We start from the raw sequence: 18,729 nt of genomic DNA, 5'->3' as shown, positions 1-18,729 counted from the left end.
CTTACTTATGAATACGAACTGTCACATTCATTCCAGGAACAATATTTACTGATTTGCTATGATCTAAAGAAATTTTAACTGGTACTACTTGTGTTACTTTCGTATAGTTCGCTGTTGCGTTGCTTGATGGCAACATAGAGAATGTGTTCGCTGTTGTTAAGCCAACTTGTTCTACTTTTCCTGTTAACGTTGTATCTGGGTATGCATCTACATACACATCTACATCTTGACCTTTTTGAACATCATCAACATCTGTTTCTTCAATGTTTGCTGTTACCCATAAATTGTTCATATCGAATGCGTAAGCAATCGGGCTACCAGCTCCAACGAAAGCATTTGTTGTTGCGTTTGATTGTACAACTGTTGCATTTTGTGGAATTGTTACATCTACTGTTTGTTCTCCATTAGCTGCCGCTACAGTAACAGCACCTAATTTATCATTCTCGTTGTAATTCTTACCTACTTCAGCTTTCCAGTCAGTTAATTTACCTGCCACTGGTGAAGCAATCGGAATTACCTTTCCATCAATTTTTGCATTGTCTGTTTTTAAATAATTTTCCGCTTGATTGTAATAGTAATAACCGCCAATGCCGCCGCCAACTAGTACAATTAATGTGATAATGTTGATAATCACCATTCTTCGAAACTGATTCATTGCATTCCTCTCCTTATATCGCATATAATTTTTTTCTAAACTATTTACGTCCTTATTGTTTAGAGTGTTTAATTGTTAATTATATTAACCTTTAAACAAAAAAATCACACCATCTGCGGTGTAAATCGAAATTTATCTACCTGCGAGCGGTGCTGATTTCTGAAGGACTATCGTTTATAATTATAAATAATTATTTTGAAACTACAACCGACAATTTACGTATGAAATGTCGCTTAAACAACAATATAATACCAATATGTTGTTTAAGTATAGAAAATTAAACGAGGGGAAATAAAAATGTCTATTAAAAATACAAATGATCCACGTGTAAAACGGACGAGACAACTCATACAGGATGCTTTTGTCGCTTTAGTAGGCGAAAAAGGGTTTGAAAATGTAACTGTTCAACATATTGCAGAACGTGCTCCTGTAAATCGCGCTACATTTTATAGCCATTACCACGATAAATATGACTTATTAGACAAAAGCATTGAAGAAATGTTAGAGAAGCTAACAGAGGTTATTAAACCGAAAAATAGAAATAAAGAAGATTTTCAACTTACATTTGATTCACCACATCCAAGTTTCTTTGCTTTGTTCGAACATATTGCAGAAAATGCGAATTTTTATAACGTCATGCTTGGTGATAAAGCTGCTGGAAACTATACGTATAAGATGATGAAAGCAATTCAAACACATTTAACATTAAGCCTCTCTATTTCACAACCTAACGATGAAAAACTAATGGTTCCACGTGATATTCTCATTAGTTATGTTACTGGTGCTCACCTCGGGATGATTATGTCATGGCTAAAAAGAGGAATGATATATACCCCGCATTTTATGGCCATGCAATTAACTCGTTTAATAATTTTAGGGGCGCATACTGCAGCTGGATTAGAACGACCTTTTTAAAACATAAAAAAGCGAAGGAGAGGCTCCTTCGCTTTTTCTATTAATTAAATGTAATGTTATGTACAGCCTCTTTATCAAGACGTTTAATAACTTCTACAATTAACTTCACTGCATTTTCATAGTCATCACGGTGCAACATTGCCGCATGAGAATGAATGTAACGCGTTGCAATCGTAATTGCCATAGAAGGAATACCATTTACAGCAATATGAATTGCACCTGCATCAGTTCCTCCGCCCGCTACTGAATCATATTGATACGGGATTTGTAATTCGTCAGCAACATCTACTACAAAGTCACGTAAACCTGTATGTCCAATAACAGAAGCATCATATAAAATGATCTGTGGTCCATCTCCCATTTTACTTTGCGCTTCTTTTGCCGTTACACCTGGCGTATCTCCAGCGATACCAACATCTACTGCGAATGCGATATCAGGTTTAATATAGTTTGCAGATGTTTTCGCACCACGAAGACCCACTTCTTCTTGTACAGTCCCTACGCCATATACAACGTTTGGATGCTTTTCATCTTTTAATTGTTTTAATACGTCAATTGCAATTGCACAACCAATTCGGTTATCCCATGCTTTTGCAAGTAACATTTTTTCATTCTTCATCACTTGGAATTCAAAGTAAGGTACAACTTGATCTCCTGGTCGTACGCCCCACTCCATCGCTTCTTCTTGGCTAGAAGCACCAATATCGATGAACATGTCTTTAATGTCAACCGGCTTTTTACGTGCTTCTGGAGGTAAGATGTGCGGTGGTTTTGAACCAATTACACCTGTTACATCTCCTTTACGTGTTACAATTGTCACGCGTTGCGCAAGCATAACTTGTGACCACCAGCCACCAACAGTTTGGAAACGAAGGAAGCCTTTGTCATCAATTTGCGTAATCATAAAGCCAACTTCATCTAAATGACCCGCAACCATAATTTTAGGACCGTTTTCTTCCCCTACTTTTTTCGCAACTAAACTTCCTAAATTATCAGTAGAAAGTTCGTCCGCAAACGGCTCAATATATTTCTTCATTACTTCGCGTGGTTCACGTTCGTTACCCGCAATACCACGTGCATCTGTTAATTCTTTTAGCATTGTCAATGTCGCGTCTAATTTTGTCATTGCCAACACCCTCCTTTTTCTTCAGTCACTTCATTATACAAAACGAAATTGAAATATTCAAAAATTAAATTAGTATCCTTGTGTTTGACGCTGATGATTTACTTCGTTTTTATCTAAATATGCCTTTTCAATCTCTTCTTGTTCAAACTCAAGCGCTTGTCCAAGTCGAAGATAGCTTGTAAATAATTCAATATAGTTCGTAATAGATGGTTGATCTGTAAAACGAATTACCTTCGCATATGTGTCTAAGAAAATTTCTACTTGTGTTTTATTCGTTTGTGCACACTTATAGAATAAGAAGTTTTTATCAATACCTAAATCAATTCCGATTGATAAAATAAAATGCAAACCATCTACATATTCTTCTAATATTACTTCACGTTCTGATGCTGGTTTGTTACTCCAATATTTAAAGCAACGTGTTTCGTTTGCTAGTTCTCCAATTTCTACAAGAAGAGCTAACATTTTTTCTTTTAACAACTTTTTCGGTTGTAAGTCATGTTCTTTCGCAATACGGTCATCTAATTCTTTTTGTAATTTAAATAGTTGTAGTAAGTCCATTCTATTGTCCTCCTCCAACATCGCATTTCACGCAACAATGTTGTTTCATCTCAAAGTTCATTATTATTTTCGTTTCTTATTAATAAGTCAGCCATTTACCTCTTTACAAAATAGCTTGTCCTTAATTTACAAATACGTTTCAATCATCACGATTAGATTGTTCACTCCGATTGGTGATAGTTAATAATTATCCCGGGATTGCCCACTGATAAAAAATTTATTTTATCTGATGAAAGTTCCATATCATCTTTCCATTATAGCAGTGTCGTTTCACCTAGGAAAGATACTCTTCTTTCCAAAGGGGTATAATAAAAAAAAGCCAGGAGGATTCTCCTGACTTCATATATATATTCTTCTATATCGCTATTACTTTTATATTCCTTTTGTCATATCAATAACAACATACTTCTTCTCTTTACATACAAATAAAAAAACCTTAGAAGAAAAATCTTCTAAGGTTTCAACTAATTAATTAGTTAATGTTGTTTTTTGCAACTGTTGCTAATTCAGCGAAAGCTTTTTCGTCATGAACAGCTAAGTCAGCAAGCATCTTGCGGTTAACTTCGATGCCAGCATTTTTAAGACCGTGCATTAAGCGGCTGTAAGAAAGACCATTCATACGAGCTGCTGCGTTGATACGTGTGATCCATAATTTACGGAAGTCACGTTTCTTTTGACGGCGGTCACGGAATGCATACATTAGAGATTTCATAACCTGTTGGTTAGCAACCTTGAATAATGTATTTTTTGAACCGTAGTAACCTTTTGCTAATTTAATTACTTTTTTACGACGTTGACGAGTAACTGTACCACCTTTTACTCTTGGCATAATATTACCTCCTAATTGTTCTATATATCAGCCGAACTTATTTTAAGTTGTCAAGCATTTGACGAATGCGTTTGAAGTCACCAGCGCTTACTACACCAGCTTTACGTAGTTTACGTTTAGCTTTTGTAGATTTGTTAGCGAATAAATGGCTTGTGTAAGCGTGAGAACGTTTCAGTTTACCTGATCCAGTCTTTTTGAAACGCTTTGCAGCGCCGCGATGAGTTTTTTGTTTAGGCATAGGTATTTCCTCCTCTATCTATTACTTATCGTTTTTCGGTGCTAAAACTAAGAACATACTGCGTCCTTCCATTTTAGGCTTAGATTCAACTGTACTAACTTCAGCACAAGCTTCTGAGAAGCGATCTAAAACACGTTGACCGATTTCTTTATGAGTAATGGCACGTCCTTTAAAGCGAATTGACGCTTTAACCTTGTCGCCTTTCTCTAAAAACTTGATAGCATTACGAAGTTTTGTGTTAAAGTCGTGTTCATCAATTGTTGGACTTAAACGAACTTCTTTCATGCTAATTACTTTTTGATTTTTGCGCTGCTCTTTTTCTTTCTTCTGTTGCTCAAAGCGGAATTTACCGTAGTCCATAATGCGGCATACTGGCGGTTTCGCATTTGGAGCAACTAATACTAAATCAAGATTAAGATTTGCAGCTAAGTCTAAAGCGTCATTACGAGACTTGATTCCAAGTTGATCGCCATTTGCGCCAACTAAACGTACTTCACGTGCACGAATTTGCTCGTTAATCATCATATCCTTGCTAATAGTAAGCCACCTCCAAGGTTTTCTCAGAACATATTTTGTAGTCATAGAACCCGACAAAAAAAGTGCGGGCATACGACACCCACACTTGTAAAATCTTAAGTAAGAAATACATTTACCTGTTAACTGCGAATGCGTCCATCAGGTGAGAAGCGGGTGCTTCTACTTGTTCCACAAAACAATATTCTATTATCCTTGATGAGTTTATCATAGGACATGACGTCTGTCAAGAAGACGCGATGTGTTTTACTAACAACAAGAAATATTGTAACAAACAACTAACATACTTGCAATACTTTTTTATGATAAGTGTTACATGGTTATTTTTTCTAATTTTTCTCACTTATATTACATAGAAAAGCCGCGGTATACCGCGGCTCTTTCTTATCGTTTTCCTTCTACTTTAATCATATCAACAAAAGCATCTAATGCGATTGTTTCTGATTTTTGCTCACCATATTTACGTACGTTTACGCCGTTTTCAGTTACTTCATTGTCACCTACTACAAGCATGTACGGAATTTTTTGCATTTGTGCTTCACGGATTTTGTAACCAATTTTCTCTTCACGAGTATCTAATTCAACACGGATACCAGCACGGCGTAATTCATCTTGTACTTTCTTCGCATAGTCTAAATGTACTTGCGGAGAAACTGGAATTACTTGTGCTTGAACTGGTGCTAACCAAGTTGGGAATGCACCTTTGTATTCTTCAATTAAGAAGGCTACGAAACGTTCCATAGTTGATACAACACCACGGTGAATTACAACTGGACGGTGTTGTTTACCGTCTTCACCAACGTAAGATAGCTCAAAGCGTTCTGGAAGTAAGAAGTCTAATTGTACAGTTGAAAGTGTTTCGTCTTTTCCAAGAGCAGTACGAACTTGAACGTCAAGTTTCGGACCGTAGAATGCCGCTTCACCTTCAGCTTCGTAGTAATCAAGACCCATTTCATCCATAGCTTCTTTTAACATGCCTTGTGCTTTTTCCCACATCTCATCATCAGCATAGTACTTTTTAGTATCTGCTGGGTCGCGATAAGATAGACGGAATGAGTAGTTCTCTAAACCGAAATCTTTGTACACTTCTAGAGTTAAGTTTACAACGCGTTTTAACTCTTCTTTAATTTGATCTGGGCGTACGAAAATGTGCGCATCGTTTAAAGTCATTCCGCGTACACGTTGTAATCCAGATAACGCACCTGACATTTCATAGCGGTGCATTGTTCCAAGTTCCGCAATACGGATTGGTAATTCACGGTAGCTGTGAATATCGTTTTTATAAACCATCATATGGTGAGGGCAGTTCATTGGACGAAGAACTAACTCTTCATTATCCATTTCCATTGATGGGAACATACCATCACGGTAGTGATTCCAGTGACCAGAAGTTTCATAAAGCTCTCTGCTTCCTAGTACTGGAGTGTATACGTGATCATAGCCTAAGCTCGCTTCTTTATCAACGATGTAACGCTCGATAATGCGGCGAATTGTTGCACCCTTTGGTAACCAAAGTGGTAAACCTTGTCCTACTTTTTGGCTATTAGTAAATAGTTTTAATTCTTTACCTAATTTACGGTGATCGCGCTCTTTTGCCTCTTCAAGCATACGTAAGTGCTCATCTAATTCTGCTTTCTTAACGAATGCAGTACCGTAAATACGTTGTAGCATTTTATTATTGCTATCGCCGCGCCAGTAAGCACCCGCAACGCTTAATAATTTAAATACTTTAATTTTCCCTGTAGATGGAAGGTGAACACCACGGCAAAGGTCGAAGAATTCACCTTGCTCATAGATTGAAATAATCGCATCTTCTGGAAGATCGTTAATTAAATCTAATTTTAACTCATCGCCGATTTCTTCAAAGCGGCGAAGTGCTTCTGCACGTGGTACTTCATGGCGAACGATTTCTAAGTTCTCGTTCACAATTTTTTGCATTTCTTTTTCGATTTTCTTGAAGTCTTCAACTGTAATTGCTTCTTCCATATCAATATCGTAGTAGAAGCCGTTTTCGATTACTGGGCCAATGCCAAGCTCAAGCTTAACATCTTTATATAAACGTTTTAACGCTTGTGCTAAAAGGTGGGCTGTTGAATGGCGTAAAATGTATAAGCCATCTTCAGAATCTAATGTAATAATAGAAACTGCACCATCTTCTTCGATTGGTGTAACAAGATCGATCATCTCATCGTTTAATTTTCCAGCCACAGCTTTTTTCTTTAAGCCTGGGCTAATAGAAGCTGCGATTTCTTCAGTTGTTACGCCTTTTGGAAACTCCTTCACAGCTCCATCAGGGAAAGTAATTTTAACTACATCTGCCATCACTGGTCACTCCTCTTTTTCTCAAAATAAAAAACACTCATCCCGTAAAAAGGGACGAGTGTTGAATTCGTGGTTCCACCCTTGTTCCAATTAACCTTATTGTTAATTGCTCAAGTTCAACATAACGGTGTTGTCCGTTAGCAATTACTAGAAAAACCGTTCACTGCTAAAGTTTAGAGGTGGTAAGTAATAATCCCGTACTAGGAAGCTCACACCCTAAGGCTTCCCTCTCTGAAAATCGTAGAAAACTACTCATGTCCTCATCATGACATTTCAATATATTTCATTTATGTAGGTAATTATATGCTCAAAAACTTAGAAAATCAAGGGCGTTACCTTTATTTTTTAAATTTTTCACATTGCGCTCAAACTCATGTAATCCATGTAATTGGACCCGTTCTTGAAATACATTTCGCAAAGTAATAATCATATTATGATCTTGTTCTTTCGTATATAAATAAATTTTTTTTGGCGAAATAGAAAGAAGTGGTGCAATTACTTTCGTGTCAATATATACATCCTTTTGCTTCAATAATTCCTCGTCTATATATTGGACCAATTTCTCCTGTTTTAAACGTCTACCTTTATCATCATAGAAAATAAAACTTTCATCAAAAATAAGATGCACACAGGACAAACGTGATTTCCGGCTACGTACTTGTTGCCGGAGCGTCTCAATAAACATTTGATATTCTTGCTCCAACTTATACTCATCAATCGCCACTTCAGCAAGCTTAGCTACCATTTCCCTATATGTACGAAGACGAAAACGAACATATGATGAAAACGAGAATGAGAGCGGATCACAAAGCCAATTATTTAAAGAAGACTTAATATATGATTCAAATGTGTGACGTGTTAATTCACGAGCAATCCCTTTTCTTCTTCCCTTTAAAATCTCTTGTGCCATATGCAATATTTGATGACACTCTTCTTGTTCCTCATAAAAAAACTTTTCTTTTAAGATTGTATAAATCCACTCATTTTGCTTTACATTCACAATAAAATACACCATTACTGGCAATAAAATCTTTTCAATATAATTCGATTCACATACTGGTATGTGAATTACAATCTTTTGTTCCTGTAAATACACACTCGTTTCCTTATATAACAGTTCCGCCCTTTTCAGTAGTTGTCTATATACATGCATAGCATCATTTTTTTCTTCGAAGCAAATTTCAATCACTTTTGTCCCCCCTTTTATCCCCGCTCTAAAGGATTGTATCTATACGTTACAAATCCTATAAGAGTCCGTCCCGCGTGAAGTTCACTCTTAGTAGAATTACATTTCCTATCGTTAGAAAATCCACTCGATATGGCTTGCTAATTTTATATATATTAAGGGAGGGAGAAAAAAATGATACAAGCTACAATGAATTTTCCATAAGAACTTTTCATTTTACAATTCATCTAGTCTGAAAAGTGTTCAAAACGAAAAAAGAGCAAGCTTTTCAGCTTACTCTTTACTTATGACGTCGGTTTTTCCCACCAATTGTAATTGGCTTCGCTAAATATTTAATTCGTTCCATAATACGCGCTGCTTTCATTTGTTCTGCTTCACCACGCTGTGTATACGTTAAATGATGTTCCAATTCCTTGAAATCAAAGTTAGACGTAAAGAACGTCGGTAAGTTTTCTAACATACGGAATTGTAAAATTGCACCAAGTACATCATCACGCACAAAGCTTGACATCGCTTCCGCTCCGATATCATCTAACATTAAAACTTGTACGCGTTTCACCGCATCAATCTTTTCCCCAATCGAATTATCTTGAATCGAACTTTTAATTTCACGTAGAAATTCAGGGAAATATACGAGCATCGAACTAATTTTCTTTCGAGCAAGCTCATTCGCAATTGCTCCTAACAAATACGTTTTCCCTACACCAAATTTACCGTACAAATATAAACCTTGTACTTTTTTACCAGGTTCATATGTACTTAAAAATTCATTGGCTGCACCAATTGCATCAATACGCGCATCTAAATCAGACGGATCTAAGTTTTCCATCGTTGCCTGTAAAATGTCAGTTGGCATATATACACTTTGAACGAGTTTTTCATATTTCTTCCTCTCGTCATATGCTACTTTTCTAACGCAACGATCATATTGAATATCAATCATCTTCCCTTGGATAACGAGCTTTGGTTCATATCCTTGCAGCATGTTTTTACACGAACCTAGATCTGGACAATCTACGCAACCTACACTTTGTCCAATATATTCGTATAATTTTACAAGACTGCGCTCAATCATAGAAGTTGTTACTTCACCTTTATGTTCGTCTATAAATTCTTTCACACGCGGATGTGCCATTACTTCCGCCTTTAATACTTCATATCTATTTTTAAAATTTTCATTTTCCATTAACTTTGCAAATGAATTTTGAATATGCTCCATTTTCTCACCTCAAAGAGCGTTCATTCTCTTCTATTAATCACGCTTATATTTTTTCAACACTTCTTCTAGTCGTTTTCGTTCATCTTCTAACGTACTTGCATCTTTTTTCTTACTTACATCTTTCTTCACTGTTTCTGTTTCTTTCTCTTGTTCTTTCGGCTCTTCTTTCAGCCAATCCGGTACCATTTCTGTTCGGACCGTTTTCTTCGACGTACGGCCTTTCTTCTTCGTCTCAGCCCATTCTTGATATTGACGGTTTTCTTCTTTCGCTAACGCCATTGCTTCAGCTACTGTACCGACCTTTTTGCGTGCCCAATGCCCTGCAATCTTCTCCACATACGTTTTCGCAAGTTTCATATCTGAGCGTAGCATAACGTAATAAATAAGTACATTCACAACACCTGGAGTTAACTTTTGATTGATCATTACATCTTCAACGATTTGCAAGTCAGCCTTCGTCGCCTCTGCACCACCAGAAATTTCTTTCAATAGTTGTTTCGGTGAGATTTCCTCTAACTGTTTTATTAACATCTCTTCTTGCGTAGAAGGCTCTTTCTCTTTCATCACACGTGCAGCGTGAGGTTGTACTCTTTCACTTAATACTGGTAATGCTTGACCGTTTTCGAACTGATACCAATCACGTGCTCCTTTTCTAAGCCTTTCAATATCAATTGTCTGCATCTCTGTCACCGCACCAAGAACGATATTTTGCATCGATAACACATCTACACCGTATACGTAAGCAAGCGTGATAACACACTCTCGCACTTGATCTGTAATCGCCTTTTTAGGAACAAGGGCGGACAAGCCATCTACAAATAAGGAGAAATCAAAGAAATCATTCCAAACTTTCGGAGCGTCCCCCTTCTCGTTACTTGGCATAGCTGTCGTTTTTGGAATACGAAGATCCTCTTGCGCATGCTCAAGCTGACCTGGATTAAACGAACCAAACACATCATTGAAAGAACGTGTAACATTTTCATAAGATACAAAATCAAATTCTTCTTCTAAGAAATATTGCTTTACTTGATTATATTTTGTCCGACTCAATCGATTGTATAAAAAGATACTTAAAACAATATCATCAAAAAACTGCTTCGGCGATAAAGGTGGTTGCAGCTCGTATATAAACATTCGAATATCTTTTTCTTTCTTAATATATACTTTTAAAAGCCCAATTGCCTCTAACTTTACCCGTTCCTCATATATTTCGGGAAGCTGCATTTGCATGGTCACCATAAGGGAATGATGCGTATTCTCTTTTCCAAACACACGATCTTGCTCTAACTCTCCCCATAGCGTCATGTACAAGCTAAACGCTCTACTACCTATTAACGGCTGATACAACATCGTTAACACTTTTCGGTCGTAATTATGCAGTAACCCTTTCGCACTTACTTTATAACGATCAATTGGCAATAGCTCCATCCATGACTGTTTTTCCATTCTTGCTTTTCCTTTCTCTCATCCAATCTATCCTCTATTTCATTCGTTCTATCTTCATTATATAATTTCTTAGCGAAAAAGAGCTATTAGCTTTCGCTTCTAGCTCTCTTATCTCATTACTTACGGTATGTAAAGAGAATACAATACAGATTCTACTCTCTTTCTTTTTGCAGTATATCTTTTAATTCTTCAATAAATACATTTAAATCTTTAAATTGGCGATATACAGATGCAAAACGTACGTAAGCAACATCATCAATATCACGCAGTTCTTCCATAACAATTTCGCCAATCATATCACTTTTCACTTCTGATATCCCTAAATTACGAAGTTCACGTTCCACACTTTGAGTTACTTCTTCTAATTGCCTTAAAGATACTGGTCTTTTTTCGCACGCTTTAATTAAGCCGCGTAAAATCTTTTCTTTATTAAACTCTTCTCGTGTGCCTTCTTTTTTTACAACGATAAGTGGTGACTCTTCTACTCTTTCGAATGTCGTAAAGCGACTTAAACAACTTTCACACTCTCTCCTTCTTCGAATAGAGCGCCCCTCGTCTACCGGACGCGAATCTAACACTCTTGTACCATTATGAGAACAGGATGGACAACGCAATATATTCACTCCTTTACACTATACTCTTCATTTTTTCTCTACTTACTTCATCTGACAATATATATACAGTATTATATAACTCATTCTAACTCTCTTACCACTTTAAGTTTAAGCACATTATTTTCTCATCTCGTTTTCAAAATAAGATGGTAGATAGGATGCTAACTTATTCGTAAGAGCTCAGTTTATCTAACTAACAAGTACGTTATATTTTTCCTTTTTCATAAACTAAAAAAGAGGTGCATTATACACCTCTTTACATTTTAAATCAATTATGTTCTTTTTTAAAGAGCTTTTGTTTCTCTCTGCTTAATTTCGAAGCTACCAGTGCCTCGAGGAAGCTCGATGCTCTCACGCGTTTTCGCGTTTAAACCTTCTGCAATATATTCTGCAGCAACATTTGGATCAATACGATCCCCACAAGTATAAACATCAATACTCGCGTAACCGTGCTCCGGAAAGCTATGAATTGTTAAATGTGATTCCGAGATAATTACTACTCCACTTACACCTTGTGGTGCAAATTTATGAAAAGCAACCTCACGCACTTCAGCACCAGCTCTTAGTGCTGCATCCACAAATAATTGTTCAATATACGGCATGTCATTAAGCTTGTCGAAATCGCAATCCCAAAGTTCAGCGATCACGTGACGACCCATCGTATCCATAGTATCCATTCTACAGTTCCCCCTTGTAAATTTATTCTAACTGTTCGAATTGAAAACTAATTTGCAATTTGGCTTGCTCCACTACCACGGGGGAAAGTTAGTCCAGAGAGGTCCTAACCCTTTAAGTAGTGACTACGTACCTCAGCTCTTAAGTTTACGAGTGTTAGTATACTTTGTTTATTTTCATTTTGCAACAACAGTTTTTTCGATTTTCTGTCATATTTTCCTCTTTACTTTTCCCTAAAAAAAATAAATGATTCACAAATACAGTAATAACAACGCTTCGTGGTATGTCCACTTTCCAAAATATACTCATATAATTTTTTTCCTTTTCAGAAAAAATTAAAAAAAGAGAGCAATATTTACTTGCCCTCTCCCTTATTCACTTAAATATGTTGCATATTTTTTTGTTTCGCTAATTCGTCAACAACTAACGTTACAAGATCTACAACACGACGAGAGTAGCCCCACTCGTTATCATACCAAGCAAGCACTTTCACTTTACGATCACCCATTACCATTGTAGATAAACCATCAATAATAGCTGAGTGTGTATTTGTATTAAAGTCGATAGATACTAAAGGTTCTTCACTGAATTCTACAATGCCTTTTAACGCACCGTTTGCAACAGTTTTGAATGCGTCGTTAATAGCTTCAACTGTCACATCACGTTTTACATCTACTACTAAGTCAACAAGAGACACGTTTGGTGTTGGTACACGAAGTGCCATACCATGAAGTTTTCCATTTAAATGCGGAAGAACTTTTGCTAGCGCTTTCGCAGCACCTGTCGTTGTCGGAATAATTGATTGTCCGCAAGCACGTGCTCTTCTTAAATCTTTATGTGGGTTATCAATATTTTTTTGGTCATTTGTATAAGCGTGAACTGTCGTCATTAAACCGTTTTCAATTCCAAACTGCTCATCTAACACCTTAACAACAGGCGCTAAACAGTTTGTTGTACAAGATGCATTTGAAATAACAGTATGTTTTGTAATATCTAATTGGTCTTCGTTCACACCAACTACAATTGTTACATCTTCATTTTTACCAGGCGCTGTTAAAATAACTTTTTTCGCTCCGGCTTCAACGTGAAGAATTGCTTTTTCTTTTGAATTAAATTTACCAGTTGCTTCAATTACAACTTCAACACCTAGATCTGTCCAAGGCAATTCCTTTGGATCGCGGTTGTTTAAAAGGCGAATCATTTTCCCATCAACTAATAAGTGATCTTCAAATGCTTCTACTGTTCCGTCAAACTTGCCGTGAACTGTATCATATTTAATTAGATGTGCTAACGTTTCAGATGGATAGCTTGCATTGATTGCTACAATTTCGAATGCGCTTTCTTTTATTGCCTGACGAAATACCATTCTCCCAATACGTCCAAATCCATTAATTGCCACACGAGTCATAATATGTTATCCCCCTTGAATGCGTTATACTATTTATCTCCAATCCCAATAATAGTATAACACAAAAAGGGGATATGTCACTAAGCATTTTCATTAATTTCACAATTTTTTAGTCAATAATGTTCCAATTCTTTAAAATTACCTGCAATTGTGTTTTCGTTCCCATAATTGTGCCATCATTATTTATCACTCCATCTGCATGTTTCACTTTTTCCTCTAACGGCATTTGAGATTGAATACGAGCCGTTGCTTCTTCTTCTGAAAAATTATTTCGCTTCATTAAACGTTCTAATTGCGTATGTGGCTTAACTGCTACAACTAAAACGCGGTCCACGAGACTTGTTAATTTACTTTCAAATAAGAGAGGAATATCTAACACAACCGCTTGCATACCTTCTTTTATGTACATTTCTTTTTGCCTATTCATTTCCTCACGCACTGCAGGATGAACAATTTTATTTAACTGCAATCGTTTTTCTTCATTATAGAAAACGACGCTTCCTAATTTTGGACGATCTAGTTCTCCATCTTCTTGTAAAATTTCCGTTCCAAACACTTCTACAATTTTGTTATATGCTGGTTTTCCTCGTTCTACAACTTCTCGCGCAATAATATCTGCATCAATAACTGGTATACTTAGCTCACGAAACATTTGAGACACTGTACTTTTTCCACTGGCAATGCCTCCCGTTAATCCAATTACTACTGTCATCATAATCCTCCTCACAATATAAAAGGCGCGAAACTAATGTTCCACGCCCATACTTACATTTTCCAAATTCCAATAATAATGAGTAATACCCCAGGCAGGAATGTAAATTTTTGTAACCATTTCATATTTGATAACACCGTTCCAAGTTTCATTCCAATAAATAAAAACAAAGAACTCATTACTGCAACTAATATCGCCATCATAGCCGGTGCATACCCTAATAAAGATGCACCAATTCCAGCACCGAATGAATCTACAGATAGAGCAATACCAAGAAGCAATGCTTCTCCTGCAGAAATGGTGCCTGATTTATCGAAATCTGCTACAGTCGGTTTCCGTAAAATTTGAATCACTAGCCCAAGCGAGGCAATCTCTAATTTCCAGACCTTCTCCTCTTGCTTCGGCTCTTCTTTTTTCTCACTTCGAAAAAATTGATATAATACCCAAATTCCTATTCCAATAAGAACAAGCCCACCGATACGCGTTGCGATAACAGGTGAAAATATTTTCGCGATCATATGTCCAATTCCCATTGAAACAAGCATAACAGCCGCTGAACACATTCCGATAATTATAATTGATCTTAGTGGAATTCTTACACTTCTTAAACCATATGTTAGCCCTACACTACAGCTATCTAAGCTTAATGTAAAAGCTAATAAAATAAGAGATAAATAAAGGTACATCGGTAAGCTCCTCCCTTATACATAGCTCTGCTGTATGTATATGACAAATGCCTATCCGATGTTATCTCTTTTCTATATTCTAGGCTGACAAATTGGGCAGTAATGCGTTCCTCTTCCGCCAACTACTGTTTTTTCTAATATCGTACCGCAAGTTACACACGGTTCTCCTTTTTTTCCGTATACATTTAGAAGTTCTTGGAACGAACCTATTTGCCCTTGTGAGTTGATATATGTTCGAATTGTACTTCCGCCTCGCTTTACCGCTTCACCTAACGTTGTAACAGTAGCCTCGTAAATTCGTTCAATTTCGTCTGTTGTTAAAGAAGACGCTTCTCGTTCCGGATGAATTTGAGAACGGAATAAAACTTCATCTACATATATATTTCCAAGCCCTACTAAAAGACGCTGGTCCAATAATACAACTTTTATTTTACGATTTGTCTTTTGCAATCTTTCTTGTAAATACTGTGGTGTCAATTCAGCATCAAATGGCTCCGGACCTAAGTCAGCAAGAGGCATTTGATTCATCTCTTCACCTTTCTTAAAGAGATGCATCGTACCAAACTTTCTCACATCTTTATAATGTAATTCAGTTCCATCTGTAAATAAGAAGCGGACGTGCGTATGCTTATCAATTGGCTCATCCTCTTGATGCAGTAAAAACTTACCTTCCATACGCAAATGTGAAACAATAACATAATTCGTTACATATAACAGCAAAAACTTCCCTCTTCGCTTTATATTTTCAATCTTCTCGCCTCTTAGCATTTCTTTAAAGATTTCCGCATCATCCGGTCGTTTTACTATTTTGGGATAGGTAACAATAACATCTTCAATCGTTTTTCCTGTTACAAGATTTTCAAGTGTCCGTCTGACGTTTTCAACCTCTGGTAATTCAGGCATTTCATCACTTCCTTATTTTGCGTCGTACCAAGTTGGACCGTAAGAATAATCAACTTTCAGCGGAACTGCAAGTTCAATTGCATGCTCCATCACTTCTGGTACAAGCTTCTCTAATTTTTCAATTTCTTCTTTTGGTGCTTCAAATATCAATTCATCGTGTACTTGCAGAAGAAGACGCGCTTGTAATCCTTCTTCTTCTAAACGATCTGCCATAATAATCATCGCTTTTTTAATAATATCTGCTGCAGTACCTTGAATTGGTGTATTCATAGCTGTACGCTCAGCAAAGCTACGTAAATTGAAATTACGACTCGTAATTTCCGGAATGTAACGGCGGCGATTTAATAATGTAGCCACATATCCTTTTTGCTTCGCATCTTTTACGACGTCATTCATGTATTCTTGTACACCAGGGAAACTTTCTAAATACTTTTCAATAAATTCCGCTGCTGCTTTTCTTGTAATTCCTAAGTTTTGTGAAAGACCATAATCACTAATACCATACACAATTCCGAAGTTAACAGCTTTCGCTTGTCGTCTCATATTCGAATTTACTTCATCTTTTTCAACGCCAAATACATCCATAGCTGTTTTCGTATGAATATCCATGTCATGTTGGAACGCTTCCACTAGCCCTTTATCATTTGCAATATGAGCTAATACGCGAAGTTCAATTTGCGAATAATCTGCCGCGTACATAATCCATCCTTCTTCTGATGGAACGAATGCCTGACGAATCTTTCTTCCTTCTTCTAATCGAATCGGGATATTTTGCAAGTTCGGATCCGTCGAACTTAATCGACCTGTTTGCGTTAATACTTGATTGAAACGAGTATGGATTTTAGATGAGTCTTCATGTACAACTTTTAATAAACCTTCAATATAAGTTGAATTTAGTTTCCCTAATTGACGATAATGTAAAATATTTGGAATGATTTCATGGTGATCCATAAGCTTGTCTAGTACATCAGCTGACGTAGAATAACCTGTTTTCGTCTTTTTAATAACTGGTAAGTTTAAGTTCTCAAACAGAATAACACCAAGCTGCTTCGGTGAATTAATATTAAATTCTGTTCCCGCAAGCTTATAAATTTCCTGTTCCATTTCCTTTAATCTACCTGCAAGTTCTTCTCCCATACTACGAAGACGTTCCGTATCAACTTTTACACCTTTTACTTCCATATCAGCTAATACACGCGCAAGTGGTAATTCTAACTCTGTAAACAGGTCATATTGCTCATTCTTTTCTAACTCTTCAATGAATGTTTGCTTTACATCATATAATACATGCACTTTACGAGCTACATGCTCTGCTACTACCTCTAGCTCTGGAACAGCACGCTTCGCGCCTTTTCCGTAAACTTCTTCATCCGATTTTACAGCATGCGTTTCTTTCATTTTCGCTACAGTACGGAAATCTTTATCTGTGTCAGCCGGGTCAAGTAAATAAGCAGCGATTAATAGATCAAAGTCAATCCCTTGTATATCTATACCGTTCCATTTCAGTGCAACAATTGCACGCTTCGCATCAAATGTATGCTTTCTCATTTCTCCATTTGCAAGCCAGTCTTTAAAAGCGTCTGACTTAAGAGCAATGTCTGTCTGGATAAAGTAGCAACCATTTTCATTTTGAATACCAAAACCTTGAATGTCTGCTTTATGATAGTTATCTTCTTGTACTTCAACAATAAGCGCACTATCTTGCTGAAGCATTTCTTCTGTAACTTCTTCCACAATATCAAATGTAATATCATCTAATTCAGCTGGAGCCGTTTCTTCTGGCGTAACACCTAATTTATTTAAAAGAGATGTAAATCCTAAATTCTCGAACATTGGAATGACATCGCTCGGTTCATACCCTTTATATTCCATATCATCTACATGCACAGTAATCGGCGCATCTATAATAATAGTAGCAAGATCTTTACTCATAAGAGCTTGGTCCTTATTCGCTTCCAGTTTCTCTTTTAATTTCTTCCCGCTTACTTGATCTAGATTTTCATACACTTCTTCAACCGTTCCAAACTGTGTTAACAATTTAATCGCAGTTTTTTCACCAACTCCTGGTACACCTGGAATATTATCTGATTGGTCTCCCATTAAACCTTTCATATCGATAATTTGCTTTGGTGATAAGCTGTATTTCTCAAATAAAGCTTCTTTCGTATATTCATCTACTTCCGTAATCCCTTTTCGAGGAATACATACAAGCGTGTTATCAGAAACAAGTTGCAGTAAATCTTTATCTCCTGAAATAACTTTTACACTTGCTCCTTGTTCACTCGCTTCTTTCGCTAGCGTTCCCATAATGTCATCCGCTTCATAATTTTCTAATTCATAACGCGGTACGTTGAATGCATCAAGCATCTCACGAATAAACGGGAATTGTTCTGATAATTCAGGTGGAGTCTTTTGACGTCCTCCTTTGTACTCACTATATGTTTTATGACGGAATGTCGTTTTACCCGCATCAAATGCTACTAACATATGCGTCGGTTTTTCTTCCTCTAATATTCTCATTAACATCATTGTAAAACCGTAAATTGCGTTCGTATGTATACCTTTGTCGTTATTTAAAAGCGGTAGTGCAAAGAAAGCACGATACGCGATATTATTACCATCTACTAATACGACCTTTTTTTCCAAATCAGAAACCTCCCCATACAAATTTGAAATGATTTTTTTCACAGAAAAAAACCG

18 protein-coding genes and 2 other annotated features are annotated in these 18,729 nt (G+C 36.6%); of the genes, 1 reads left to right on the top strand and 17 read right to left on the bottom strand.

Annotated features, from left to right (window positions below):
* Nucleotide 1: 1 nt before the first annotated feature.
* Nucleotides 2-655 carry an HlyD family secretion protein gene (locus tag DN390_RS03935; RefSeq protein ID WP_001071404.1) on the bottom strand — a complete coding sequence of 218 codons (654 nt, stop codon included), beginning with the start codon at nt 653-655 and terminating at the stop codon, nt 2-4.
* Nucleotides 656-952: 297 nt separating this feature from the next.
* Between DN390_RS03935 and DN390_RS03930 the strand changes: the two genes are divergently transcribed.
* Nucleotides 953-1,570 (top strand): TetR/AcrR family transcriptional regulator, encoded by a 618-nt coding sequence (locus tag DN390_RS03930; RefSeq protein ID WP_060632483.1) that lies wholly within the window; start codon nt 953-955, stop codon nt 1,568-1,570.
* Nucleotides 1,571-1,610: 40 nt separating this feature from the next.
* On the opposite strand, the gene DN390_RS03925 is transcribed toward DN390_RS03930, so the two are convergent.
* From DN390_RS03925 to polA, 16 genes are all read right to left on the bottom strand, one after another.
* Nucleotides 1,611-2,696, bottom strand: a complete 1,086-nt coding sequence (locus DN390_RS03925) for a M42 family metallopeptidase (RefSeq protein ID WP_060632484.1) — start codon at nt 2,694-2,696, stop codon at nt 1,611-1,613.
* A 69-nt stretch (nt 2,697-2,765) separates the two neighbouring features.
* Entirely contained in the window at nt 2,766-3,257 is a 492-nt protein-coding gene (locus DN390_RS03920) for a dUTP diphosphatase (protein WP_000365050.1), read from the bottom strand.
* A gap of 472 nt (nt 3,258-3,729) precedes the next feature.
* The gene (gene rplT / locus DN390_RS03915; RefSeq protein ID WP_001138362.1) at nt 3,730-4,086 is read right to left on the bottom strand and encodes a 50S ribosomal protein L20; all 357 of its coding nucleotides are present in this window, start codon (nt 4,084-4,086) and stop codon (nt 3,730-3,732) included.
* A 37-nt stretch (nt 4,087-4,123) separates the two neighbouring features.
* Nucleotides 4,124-4,324 carry a 50S ribosomal protein L35 gene (rpmI, locus tag DN390_RS03910; RefSeq protein ID WP_001125945.1) on the bottom strand — a complete coding sequence of 67 codons (201 nt, stop codon included), beginning with the start codon at nt 4,322-4,324 and terminating at the stop codon, nt 4,124-4,126.
* 21 nt (nt 4,325-4,345) lie between these two features.
* On the bottom strand, nt 4,346-4,849 hold the full coding sequence (infC, locus tag DN390_RS03905; RefSeq protein ID WP_000973215.1) for a translation initiation factor IF-3: 504 nt from the start codon (nt 4,847-4,849) through the stop codon (nt 4,346-4,348).
* Nucleotides 4,850-4,911: 62 nt separating this feature from the next.
* Nucleotides 4,912-5,032, bottom strand: a sequence feature (ribosomal protein L20 leader region).
* Nucleotides 5,033-5,242: 210 nt separating this feature from the next.
* A complete protein-coding gene (gene thrS, locus DN390_RS03900; RefSeq protein ID WP_060632485.1) occupies nt 5,243-7,180 on the bottom strand; it encodes a threonine--tRNA ligase in 1,938 nt (645 codons plus the stop codon).
* Nucleotides 7,181-7,227: 47 nt separating this feature from the next.
* Nucleotides 7,228-7,456, bottom strand: a binding site (T-box leader).
* A 31-nt stretch (nt 7,457-7,487) separates the two neighbouring features.
* Entirely contained in the window at nt 7,488-8,369 is an 882-nt protein-coding gene (ytxC, locus tag DN390_RS03895) for a putative sporulation protein YtxC (RefSeq protein WP_147806645.1), read from the bottom strand.
* A 277-nt stretch (nt 8,370-8,646) separates the two neighbouring features.
* Nucleotides 8,647-9,585 carry a primosomal protein DnaI gene (dnaI, locus tag DN390_RS03890; protein ID WP_097952011.1) on the bottom strand — a complete coding sequence of 313 codons (939 nt, stop codon included), beginning with the start codon at nt 9,583-9,585 and terminating at the stop codon, nt 8,647-8,649.
* A 33-nt stretch (nt 9,586-9,618) separates the two neighbouring features.
* Entirely contained in the window at nt 9,619-11,031 is a 1,413-nt protein-coding gene (locus DN390_RS03885) for a replication initiation and membrane attachment family protein (RefSeq protein WP_097952010.1), read from the bottom strand.
* 152 nt (nt 11,032-11,183) lie between these two features.
* Nucleotides 11,184-11,645 carry a transcriptional regulator NrdR gene (gene nrdR / locus DN390_RS03880; RefSeq protein ID WP_001203687.1) on the bottom strand — a complete coding sequence of 154 codons (462 nt, stop codon included), beginning with the start codon at nt 11,643-11,645 and terminating at the stop codon, nt 11,184-11,186.
* A 284-nt stretch (nt 11,646-11,929) separates the two neighbouring features.
* Nucleotides 11,930-12,313, bottom strand: a complete 384-nt coding sequence (gene speD / locus DN390_RS03875; protein WP_002003660.1) for an adenosylmethionine decarboxylase — start codon at nt 12,311-12,313, stop codon at nt 11,930-11,932.
* Nucleotides 12,314-12,699: 386 nt separating this feature from the next.
* Nucleotides 12,700-13,728, bottom strand: a complete 1,029-nt coding sequence (locus DN390_RS03870) for a glyceraldehyde-3-phosphate dehydrogenase (protein ID WP_060632489.1) — start codon at nt 13,726-13,728, stop codon at nt 12,700-12,702.
* Nucleotides 13,729-13,837: 109 nt separating this feature from the next.
* Nucleotides 13,838-14,440, bottom strand: coding sequence for a dephospho-CoA kinase (coaE, locus tag DN390_RS03865; protein ID WP_147806644.1), 603 nt, complete (start codon nt 14,438-14,440; stop codon nt 13,838-13,840).
* Between the two features lie 53 nt (nt 14,441-14,493).
* A complete protein-coding gene (gene ytaF, locus DN390_RS03860) occupies nt 14,494-15,126 on the bottom strand; it encodes a sporulation membrane protein YtaF (RefSeq protein ID WP_000281740.1) in 633 nt (210 codons plus the stop codon).
* A 72-nt stretch (nt 15,127-15,198) separates the two neighbouring features.
* Nucleotides 15,199-16,029, bottom strand: a complete 831-nt coding sequence (gene mutM / locus DN390_RS03855) for a DNA-formamidopyrimidine glycosylase (protein ID WP_097952008.1) — start codon at nt 16,027-16,029, stop codon at nt 15,199-15,201.
* A gap of 12 nt (nt 16,030-16,041) precedes the next feature.
* A complete protein-coding gene (polA, locus tag DN390_RS03850; RefSeq protein ID WP_147806643.1) occupies nt 16,042-18,675 on the bottom strand; it encodes a DNA polymerase I in 2,634 nt (877 codons plus the stop codon).
* Between the last annotated feature and the right edge of the window lie 54 nt (nt 18,676-18,729).

The sequence above is a fragment of the Bacillus sp. SH7-1 genome, from assembly GCF_008042405.1.
In the GTDB taxonomy this organism is placed as follows: domain Bacteria; phylum Bacillota; class Bacilli; order Bacillales; family Bacillaceae_G; genus Bacillus_A; species Bacillus_A thuringiensis_N.
The sequence above is the reverse complement of the archived record's forward strand: the minus strand, read 5'-3'. Positions and strand labels throughout refer to the sequence as shown.